At 56.1% G+C, this 10359-nt stretch carries 9 protein-coding genes and 1 pseudogene; 6 read left to right on the top strand and 4 right to left on the bottom strand.

Annotated elements, in window-relative coordinates; translation table 11 throughout:
• The coding region (locus AC1DPR_RS29185; RefSeq protein ID WP_477817747.1) for a LysR family substrate-binding domain-containing protein at positions 1–582 on the top strand (582 nt) is incomplete at its 5' end.
• 851 nt (positions 583–1433) lie between these two features.
• Positions 1434–1583, top strand: coding sequence for a hypothetical protein (locus AC1DPR_RS29180; RefSeq protein WP_162769749.1), 150 nt, complete (start codon positions 1434–1436; stop codon positions 1581–1583).
• Between the two features lie 12 nt (positions 1584–1595).
• Here the strand turns inward: AC1DPR_RS29180 and AC1DPR_RS29175 are convergent, their stop codons facing one another.
• The 3 genes and pseudogenes from AC1DPR_RS29175 to AC1DPR_RS29165 all read right to left on the bottom strand — a co-directional run.
• On the bottom strand, positions 1596–3092 hold the full coding sequence (locus tag AC1DPR_RS29175; RefSeq protein ID WP_477817746.1) for an ArnT family glycosyltransferase: 1497 nt from the start codon (positions 3090–3092) through the stop codon (positions 1596–1598).
• Complete coding sequence (locus AC1DPR_RS29170) at positions 3083–4228, bottom strand: glycosyltransferase (protein ID WP_477817745.1); 1146 nt, start codon at positions 4226–4228, stop codon at positions 3083–3085. The genes AC1DPR_RS29175 and AC1DPR_RS29170 overlap by 10 nt, the downstream gene beginning before the upstream one ends.
• A 248-nt stretch (positions 4229–4476) precedes the next feature.
• Positions 4477–4669 (bottom strand): annotated as a pseudogene (locus AC1DPR_RS29165) (IS481 family transposase); the annotation flags it as partial.
• Between the two features lie 453 nt (positions 4670–5122).
• Here AC1DPR_RS29165 and AC1DPR_RS29160 point away from each other — a divergent pair.
• From AC1DPR_RS29160 to AC1DPR_RS29150, 3 genes are all read left to right on the top strand, one after another.
• Positions 5123–5821, top strand: coding sequence for a glycosyltransferase (locus AC1DPR_RS29160; protein ID WP_113583481.1), 699 nt, complete (start codon positions 5123–5125; stop codon positions 5819–5821).
• A gap of 150 nt (positions 5822–5971) precedes the next feature.
• Positions 5972–6397, top strand: coding sequence for an acyltransferase (locus tag AC1DPR_RS29155; RefSeq protein WP_477817744.1), 426 nt, complete (start codon positions 5972–5974; stop codon positions 6395–6397).
• A gap of 107 nt (positions 6398–6504) precedes the next feature.
• Positions 6505–7290, top strand: a complete 786-nt coding sequence (locus tag AC1DPR_RS29150) for a 3-deoxy-manno-octulosonate cytidylyltransferase (RefSeq protein ID WP_477817743.1) — start codon at positions 6505–6507, stop codon at positions 7288–7290.
• Between the two features lie 218 nt (positions 7291–7508).
• Here the strand turns inward: AC1DPR_RS29150 and AC1DPR_RS29145 are convergent, their stop codons facing one another.
• Positions 7509–8504 carry a KpsF/GutQ family sugar-phosphate isomerase gene (locus AC1DPR_RS29145; RefSeq protein ID WP_113583483.1) on the bottom strand — a complete coding sequence of 332 codons (996 nt, stop codon included), beginning with the start codon at positions 8502–8504 and terminating at the stop codon, positions 7509–7511.
• A gap of 647 nt (positions 8505–9151) precedes the next feature.
• Here AC1DPR_RS29145 and AC1DPR_RS29140 point away from each other — a divergent pair.
• Entirely contained in the window at positions 9152–10255 is a 1104-nt protein-coding gene (locus tag AC1DPR_RS29140) for a helix-turn-helix transcriptional regulator (RefSeq protein WP_113583484.1), read from the top strand.
• Positions 10256–10359: the final 104 nt, after the last annotated feature.

Below are 10359 nucleotides of genomic sequence, written 5' to 3'. Positions count from 1 at the left end.
ACCATGGGCATGCTGCCAACCTTCCTTGCCAAGATCGCCCGCAAGTATCCCGATGTCCGCATCCACATCGCGTCGGGCAATACCGGCGAGATCATCCGCGGCCTGGAGACCGGCCAGCACAATCTAGGCTTCATCCGCCCGGTGGAAAACATCGGCTCCTTGCGCTTCGTCTCGCTTGCCCATGAGCGCTACTACCTGGCGGTTGGCCATGCCAATCCGCTGGCCGCCAGGGAGGAGATCAGCATCGATGATCTGCGCACTCAGAAGATCATCGCCTTCAACCGGCAGAACCTGTCTTTTACGGAACGATACTTCAATGAGAAGTTCGCCGAATACGACCTCACCGCCAACATTGCCTTCAGCTGTGACGACACCTATGCGCTGGTGTCGCTGGTCTCTGCCGGGCTTGGCATCGGTTTTGCGCCGGAATGGACGCTTGATCTTCCCAATCGCGGCTTTGAACTGAAGAAGGTAAGCGGGATCGACTTCCGGATCGGGCTTGGCATTGCCTGGAATAAAGAGGATCCAACCGCTGGCCGTGATGACATCGTCGACATCGCACGGTCGCTGGCAAGGCGCTGATGGTACAGCTCGACGGGCGCCATAGACAGTAGGCTGCATCGACCATGGCAGAGGAGGCTTTCGCCAAAATGTGCGTGGGTGGGGCGGTCGTGGTAACTGGAGTCATTGATCGTCGACAATTTAGCGACCATTTCAACAGCTTCCGGGAACCGCTTTTCTGGACTAAAGTCGATGCGGCTTACAGGAGAGCGACGTGCTGGGCCCGAAATTACTCATTCTTATCATGGCGGTCATCTACATCGGTATTTACGTCGTCGCGACGTTGGGCGTAAGCGGGTTTTGGCTCCAGGGCCGCAAGATGTCGGGCGCCGATTGTACGTAAGATGTTGACAAAAATGAATAACGTCGATCCGCAGGCGTGACTTCCTCGGACGCTTGATCGCCTCGCTAACGCATGGCCCAGCAGTGAGATTGAGCCTCTCATGCATTTGGAACCGCGCGGCGTGACGGTCTCGACGGACGCTTACGGCAAATCATGGAATGCTAAAAAGGCAATTTAATCCGCTGTGGCGAGGCCCGAGGTTTGTGATCAATTGGGCTTGACGCCGCAAATGCGCTCAAGGTCACATCTCCACCAGCTCGGAAAAACAATCAATCCATGTGTCCTTCGGCCGCCCTCTTCGAGAGGGCGACATGTGCATTGCCGAAAATTGGCCGCAATATCCCGGCGGGATGACCCGTATCCAAGACTGAAGAACTGCGATGTAGCAGGCATCGGCCAGCCAAGGGCCTGACGCGAAATCTCATTTTTTTGCAGTTTGCTTTGAGTTCAGGAGCCTCTAGAATAATCGACACGCCCAGCCAGAAGGCTTCATCCTTATAGCGATCCAAACTTTGCGTAGGATGCCCACATGAGCGAGGATTACAGTGAGAGCGCCGGGAAAAGGAACTCCAACTTCCTTAAGCGTGCGTGTGCCGCGCTCCTTGTCGTGGTCGCTGGTATCGTGTTCGCACCGGTCATCATCGCGCTGGGCTTTATCGAAGCGATCCGCCGCCGTTAAGAAAAGAATCCGCTATTCGCGCCGAATTAGTCGGTAGGGTGCCACCCCAGCCCCTGTATCTCGGTAGCCGGCCTTAATGGCACAATCGTCGCTGGCTAGAAGATACGTCCCCGAAGCAACGGCGGGATCATCGAGTGAAATTCGAAAGTATCGCTGGAGATACGCGTGAAGTAGCCAATCTGTGTGGGCTGCACCGCATGTCGAAACGACGGCCTCACACTTACCTTTTGATGAGCAAACCTGTGAGGCAATATTCTCAGCGTTCCTTATTGTGACGGCGTGATCTCCAGGCCGCCCGAAATGGAGAATAGTCAGGAATAGCGAAAGGCCCAGCAGGCCCACGAAGACCATTTGCACCCTCCATTGTGACTTATGGTGTAGTGCGGAAAGCATCGCCAATAGGACGGGGGCACATGCGACGGACAGTGCCGCGGAGAAATAGGGTAAAGAAGGATTGAAATAGAAACTGGACACACGCGGGGCCACGAGCAACGGGAACGAAGCGGAAAATCCGGTCAGCGCAAAGAACATCGCGCGATGCACTCGGCTTTGACGCAGAGCCGGCTCTCCAAACGCTCTTGTCACCCCTCTTCCGATAAACAGCACGATGGCCGTCACAAGTAGCGGATAGGCATTGACGCGAACGAAAGTGCGGAAAGCTGCAAGGCCGCTCCCATTGTGTCCACGCTCACCGGATAGACTTGTCAGAAGCTGGACCGCTACGTAGCGTTCAACAGCGCCCCTAGGACCTTCCATCGTCCACAAGAGCCCGAACACCGCCGCGACGACGATACCGATTACGATCGTATCCATCATCGCAATCACGAAAGAGGGACGACGGAAACTCGCCCAATATATGCCGGGCGCTGCAAGAGGGAAAAGGCCGACGGGCCCTTTCGTCATCAGAGCTAATGCAGTTAAGATTCCGGCGGCTGCCATGAAGCACATCCGGCGCCTTGCACACTGATTGTCATAGGCTGAAACAACGCAGTACACCGAAAGCGACGTGAAAACGATGAGAAGGTTTTCGAGCAAGCCATTAGCGAAGCCCCATCCTAACCGACCCGCGATAATGGTTAGGGTCAGCACGATGGGAGTTGCTTGACGCAATTCAAAGTCGGCGCCATTCAGGCGCCGCCATATCATTGCAAGAATTGACAGACTTAATGCACAGGTCGCTAGGGAGAAAAGCTTGTCGACGATAACTGTATCGCCGAGCAATCTGAAAAACCACGATTGCAACCACATCATCAGTGGCGGATGCTCGGCAAATACCGGAAAGAGTGTCTTAGAAAACTGTGGCGCCCAAACCGTGCCAATACCCTCTGCTAGGTTGCGCCCGATGCTGGCGTAGATCAGGCCATCAAGAAAAAATGATTGCTGCACAATCTCCAGTAGCACTTTGAAGCAGATGGCGATTGCCACTGCTAACCACAGAATGGACTGCACCCGTGGCACCAGCGCTCGCGGATCGGCACCAGCAGTCGCGTCCGTTTTAGCTACTTCCATATGAACTTGTTCGCGATCACAAATTTCCAAACGGTATCGATGGCAATTCCAGCGAGCGTAGCGACAAAGACAACATGAACCAGCCGTTCATAGGTCAGCGTGGCGGCAGACACGTTTGCGACTATTCCAACTGCCGAAATTCCAATGAACTTCAAGTAACCCCAGAATTTTGCCCAACTTCTCAGGCGGCGATCTCGAAACGTCAGCAGGTTGTTGAGAAGAAAATTGCCGGTAGCGGCGATCAGCGTAGCGGCCGTTTGAGCGACAGCAAATGGAAATAGCCATAGAGCACTGTAGAGAACTGCCAAATGGACGAAGATCCCAGTTCCTCCAACGAGCAGAAACGAAATGAGGCTGTCCGGCAAAACCCCTCCGGTTAACTTGCTCAGGAGGTAGGTGAAGAACTTCCAGATGACATAAACGTCAAGTTTTGACTGGCCATTGAGCCTTGCTCCAAATTCGAACGGCACTTCCGCATGTCTCAGCGTTTTGTTCGAATGGAGAATATCCAATAGCAACTTGAACCCTGGATCTCCCAGGCCTGGCGCCGTCTGGAGGAAGCTGTCACGTCTGATGACAAAGAACCCCGTCAGTGGATCGGTAAGCTTGCGGCCCAGGACGAGGCCACACAGCCAGTTTCCGAAAGTCGACAGTTTCTGCCTGACAGGCGAGAGCCCCTTAAGATCCTGATTGCCTTCCAGCCGCCGCGCGGCGCTTACAATATGTAAGTCTTCCCTTTCGAGCCGCTCAGCCATTTCATTTATAACTGCTGGATCGTGCTGACCATCAACGTCCATCACGCACAGGAGTTCACCCCTAGCCGACAACATCCCCTGAATACTGGATTTAGCGAGACCACGATCATTCAATCTGGTTATCGACCGAATGCGCTGATCCGCCCTGGAAAGGTGAAATGCTTTTTCCGCTGTTCCATCGGGAGAATTGTCGTCGACGAAGATGATCTCCCAGTCAAACTGGCCAAGAACGTCTTTTGCTCTTTCGATGAACGGGGAAATGTTTTCCGACTCATTATAAGTCGGCGCAATGACAGAAAGACTTCTCTGCGACACTAAGAACTCCAAGGCGAAACCTGTCAGGCAGTAGCAAAGCATGAATGAAACTACAAGGTGCGCCATTGCGTTTTACCACAGCATAATAAAGGATGCCGCGGAACAAACTTTCTACCCTCCCTTTCCTTGGGGGCAATCGTAGAGTTTCGCCACGCGTGCTGCGATCCCTGAGCAGTCCAATACATCTGACGCTGGTTTAACTCGCCGCCTCCGCTGCGAGAAGCCGGAGCTTGAATTGCCGCGATGAAATGGAACCTGAACAGTTAGCCGCACCTTGTCGCAGCGCCACTATCAGTTTTCTAAAACTAATGACTCTAGCCGTGGAGCCTCAGGTTGTCCTCGTTTAGGGCGAGGCGACTGATTGGTGGCTTAGATTTCAGGCTACCGTCCGACGGCCTGTGCCAGTTGTATCGATGAAGGCATCGCGGCAACTCTGCTGCACGTGGAATAGGCAACTGCGTTGGCCCATTCTCTGAGTGCGGTCCGGATGAAGCATTCGGCCCTTCCGAGGAGGCTTTCGCCAAAATTTGCGCGTGTGGGGCGGTTGTAGTAACTGGAGGCATTGATAATCGGTAATTTAGCGACCATCTCACAGCTTTCGGGATCTGATTCCCGACCAAGGTCGATGCGGTTTACAGGAGAGCGAGATGCTGCGCCCGAAATTACTCGTTCTCATCATGGCGGTAATCTACATCGGTATTTACGCTGTCGCGACTTTGCGCGTAAGCGGGTTTTGGATCTAGCCACGAGATGCCGGGCTGGGCGCACGCAAGGGTGACATAGATGTGATCACGTGCACGACCTCGCGAGCGGCCTGCGCCACCGGGCTCGAACACCATCGGACGGAGTATTTCCGTGAATTGGTCCCGCACAAGCCTTCACGGCGACCATGTACTGGTCTATGACATCTGCAACCCTTCGTCGTCTACCTTCATAGAACCTAATGCAAGGAGAACTCGCATGGCGGAACTGTCGGTCTATATTGGTTGGGATTCCCGAGAAGATATTGCCTACCAGGTTGCGAAGGAATCGTTGCTGGAGCATGCGTCGATCGACGTCGATGTGCACCCGATCAAGCTGCAGGAGCTCGTTGATCGCGGCGTTTATACGCGACCGGTTGATCCCCTGGCCTCGACCGAGTTCACCTATTCGCGCTTCTTCACGCCGTGGCTTGCCGGTTACAAGGGCTGGGCCCTGTTTTGCGATTGCGATTTCCTGTTCTTCGGAGACGTGGCTGACCTGCTGCAGTATCGGAATGAGGATCAGGCCGTTGCATGCGTCCATCATGACTACACGCCAAAGGAAGGCGTGAAGATGGATGGCAAGGTCCAGACGACATACCCACGCAAGAACTGGTCGTCGTTCATGCTCTTCAATTGTGACCATCCTTCCACTCGCAAGCTGACGCCGGAACTGATCAATGCTGAAACGGGTGCGTTTCTGCATCGCCTTCAGTGGGCCGATGACAGCGAGATCGGAGAAATTCCGGAAGAATGGAACTGGCTGGAAGGCTGGAGTTCAAAGCCAGCCACCGGCTACCCCAAGGGAGTCCATTACACCAATGGGGGCCCGTGGTTCAAAAACTGGCAGGAGGTTGAATACGCTGACAAGTGGCTCGGCAAGGCGCTCGCCATCGATCCTCGGTTCGCTCCGGTGTGACGCTTGAATCTCGGCTTTCTTGTCAAGCTCCGCTGGATGCTCTCGCGCCGCTCCTTTAGCATCGGAAACGCACCCAATATGCGCTATTGGCCTCGATTCCGAGGCCGGGGCCGCATAGAAATTTGCGACAGGTTTACGACTCGTTGTGGCGTGATCGTCGATGCTCAAAGCGGGCACATCAACATCGGAAATGATGTCTCGATCAATGACTATTCTATTCTGCTGGGACACGGCGGAATCACGATCGGCGACAATGTGCGTATCGCCGCCCACGTCGTCGTAGTTGCGTTTGAGCACAACTACGAGGATCCGACGGTGCCAATACGCTTGCAGTCTGTCAGGAAAGAGGCTGTCGTGATTGGTGACGATGTATGGATTGGAGCGGGTGCCAAGGTGCTCGCGGGCTCTCACATTGCCCGTGGCACGGTGATCGGGGCAAACAGTGTGGTGAAGGGGAGAACGGTTCCCTATGGTGTCTATGTGGGAGCGCCCGCGCGCCTTGTAAAAACCAGGACAGGCAAACATGCGAGATCAGAGACCGTCGATCGCCCAGTTCGGATGCGAGCGTTTGGCTAGGAAGACAAATATACGGTTGAACGATGAGCGGACCTGACGTCAACGATTTACAGGCGACGAATGCAATTCCTCCGAGGGCAAGCAACTCGGAGGAGTGGCGATCGTTTTTGCACGGCTACAGTCATATCGTCCTGGTTGCAAACAGCGACGAGGTCGATATCAACGAGCTGACCTCGCGGTTTCCGGACACGACCCTCTTCATCTTCTTCAACAAGGTTTACAAGGTCCTGAGCGAACCGTTCATGCGCAGTGCCATTCTGGTGTCGCGAAGCGGGACATTGGGGGCAAACCTCGTCAAAAGCGGCAAAGTGTCGAGGGTTCTCGAATACTTCGACAAAAACAGCTTCCTCGGGATCATCAATTTGGCAATTGGTGATCGCGAAAAGTTTAGCCCAGAATCCGAATTCGGAGGCGTGGCCGTCAGGCATCTCGATTTGACGGCCCTGTTTGCTCCGTTTTATCCGAAGACCAGTCTTCCGACGAGCGGATTTGCGCTGTGCTTCTGGCTCGCCAACCTTCAGCTGCCAGCAACGATCACGCTGGCTGGCTTCTCTTCCAAGCGAAGTGAACGCTATCAGGTTCTCGACGTTCACGACTGGACGTATGAACAGGTGGTCCTGCGGCTCATGTATCGGCGCGGGAAGATTGACATCATCGGCCGCGAAAAGACCAATCCTTATGCCGATCTGGCGACGCACTTTCCGGAATATTCTCCAGGCGAAATTGCCCTGACGGCGAACGAAGTGCTGTCGGAGCGCCTCGTGAACCTGAGCTCGATCGTTGACCGGCTGATGCATGTGACGAGGTTTCTGCGTTTCATCGACAGGACTTACAAGAAACTGAAGCCGAAGACGCGAAAACAGCGGCGATGGGATGCGATGGAAGGCAAATAGGTACTCACCTGGCCATCAGGCGCCTGGCACTATGAGATGACAGGTTGGTTTGAAACCCGGCGGCCAGCGGTCTCAACGATACGATCCGAAATCTCGTCATCCTGGTGGAACTCGTCCTTCGCTTGTCTCACTGAAGGGCTCACGCCAAGTGAGCGGCAGCTCTTCCTGCGCACCCGCCAAAATTCATGCACAGACGAACCGCCTTTCCTTCGACTTGATCAGGCTACGCCAATTCGCAGAAGGTCGTGGAAATGCACAAGGCCGATCGGTCGGTTGTCGTCATCGATGACGATCAGTGCCCCGATGCTGTGCTGGTTGAGCTTCGCCAGCGCCGCGGTTGCCAGCACGTTCGGCTTCACAGTCTTCGGCGTTCGGGTCATGATATCGTCAACCAGCAATTCGGAGAGATTGCGCGTCAGGTTGCGAGCAAGGTCGCCTTCCGTGACGATGCCGCAGAGACGACCGTCCTCCTCCATGATCCCAACGCAACCGAAGTGCTTGCGCGAAAGCGTCGAGATCGCTTCCGGGACTGACGTCCCCCTGCGCACCAACGGCACGCGATCGCCCGTGTGCATGATATCGGCGACATGGCTGAGACTTGCACCCAGCTTTCCACCGGGGTGGAAAACATGAAAATCCCGGGCGGAGAAACCTCGCGCTTCCAGAAGCGCGATTGCCAGCGCGTCACCCATGGCGAGCTGCATCAATGTCGAGGTCGTCGGCGCAAGTCCATGCGGGCAGGCCTCTGCCTCGTTCGGCATCAGCAGGGTGATGTCGGCCGCTGACGCAAGCGACGACTTCTCCGAGCAGGTGACAGCGATCAGGGGAATCGAGAAGCGGCGCGTATAGGCAACGATGCTGCGAATTTCAGCACTTTCCCCGCCCTTGGAGAAGGCAAGAACCAGGTCGGTCGTGCTGATCATCCCGAGATCGCCGTGGTTTGCCTCAGCCGCGTGGACGAAGAACGCTTGTGTCCCGGTAGAAGCCAGAGTGGCTGCGATCTTCACCCCGATGTGACCACTCTTGCCGACGCCCGTGACGATCACACGACCGGTGATCCCGTTGATCATTTCGATGGCACGCATAAACGGAGCGGCGAGACCATCATCAAAAGCACGCTCCAGGGCCTCAAGAGCCTGCCTCTCGGTGCCAACCGTCCGCCTCGCAGAGGCCAGAACGCTATCCTCGATGACATTTACTGCTGTCTTGTTCATGGTACGGTGTTAGCTGTTTTCAGCGGCCAAGTCTATTTCGCGAGCGACGCACTCTGCTTTCTAAGCCGATAGGCTGCAGATTGTCGGCTGAATCACGTCGTAGGAGACAAATTCCCAAAACTCTTGCGGAAGGCCAACGAATGACCATCGGCACGATCGTTGGTGCAGTGCTTTTGGCTGGAGCCCAACGAAGGGAAAGTGGTCACGCCAACGCGGCCGCTGCCTTATCGGTCCATCCGATCAGATCGTGCCTGCGGTGGCCGTTGTCCGGGGGTGGGCGGGAACACTCAGGTCGTGATTGGTGGGCGCGTTGAACCCGCGGGAGAGTGCCGAGCGAGTCGCCGGCGCGATGGATATGACGATGAAGACCTGGGACGAATTGAAGGCGAAGTACCTTGTAAAAACCAATCACCACGCGTTGCGGCCTTCGCCGACTCTTTGCCATGCCATGCCGCAGGCGTGCTCCACCGGTGACCTTAGCCGGGAGAACGGATGTCGTTCAAACGCGGCGCGTTGAAGCCTTGCTGGTGGTTCGACCATCGGTCGCATCCAGCATAAGCATTTAGTGTTAGTTGTGATAAATATCATACTTATCTAATGTTCTCCCGGGGGAGGCCGAGGGGGCTTCCGGGGCATCAGGTACATACATGGCGGCAGATTGGAATCTGGGTGCCGTTTGCGCGGCGTTTTCGGATGCGTCGTTCGGTGGGACTGACTGGTCCCAGGCTCTTGAGGTCGCCAACAGCCATCTCGGCACGGCCGGGGCTGCGATCGTTCCGCTCAAAGGGGCTTTCTCGAGGCTTCCAACGACCAAATGCTTCGAGGAGGCGATCGACGCCTACGTCCGGGACGGCTGGGTGGACAGGGACATCCGGTTCAACGGCGTATCCGCGATGCGCCGGAACGGAGTAGCGACCGATCTCGACATCATGGCCCCCGAGGCAATGCTGAAGCATCCATACTATCAGGAGTGGCTGCGCCCATTCGGGCTGAAATGGTTTGCGGGGGTGCAGGTGAAGAGCGGCGACGACGAATGGGCGCTCTCAATACAGCGCTCGGAGGCACAGGGTCCTTTCGACCGGGAGGAGATCGAGAAGCTGAAGATCCTGTCGCGCGGAATATCCTCTTCGGTCGCCGTCGCCAGGGCGCTGGAGTTCACAAAAGCGGAGGCCGCACTCAATGCGTTCGAGATATCGAGGCGGGCGGCACTGGTTCTGGACGGCCGCGGGCAGGTTGTCCTGCTGAACCGGGCCGCAGAGCGGTTCGTCGGCGACGACCTCCAGATTTGCAACAGGCGCATCATCTGCCGGGAGACTTTGGCGCGGCGCAGCTTCGACCGGGCGATTCATGCGGTATGTTCCGCCACGCTCGAAAGCGCGATGCTGCTGCCCATCCGGATACCGCGGATCAATTGCGGGCCGATCATTGCCTACGTCACTCCGGCAAAAGGAGTCGCGCGCGATGTTTTCTCCACATGCCGGGTCTTCGTCGTCCTGGTCGACCCATGGGATCGCAAGGTGCCGCAGCCGGAGATGCTGCAGCAGATCTTCGCGCTGACACCGACCGAAGCCCGCTTCGCGCACTGGCTCGGAATGGGCCACAAGCTGCAGGAACTCACAAGCTGCGGCGAGTTCTCATACGAGACGGGACGAAACCACCTGAAGAACATCTTCGCCAAGCTCGGGGTCAATAATCAGTCGGATCTGATCGCCATGCTCGTCAGTCTGGCGATGCCGCTCGGTGGCTTCTGAGCAGGAACTCGCGCATTCGTGGTGCCAGGTGCAAAATGGCCATCCGCTGAGTTGAATTGGCCCACCCAATTGGGTCATGCGCGTCCTGCTTGCAATTTATATCT

The organism is Rhizobium sp. 01T417, assembly GCF_056398905.1.
Note: the sequence above shows the minus strand (reverse complement) of the source record. Positions and strands in the feature narration are given on the sequence as shown.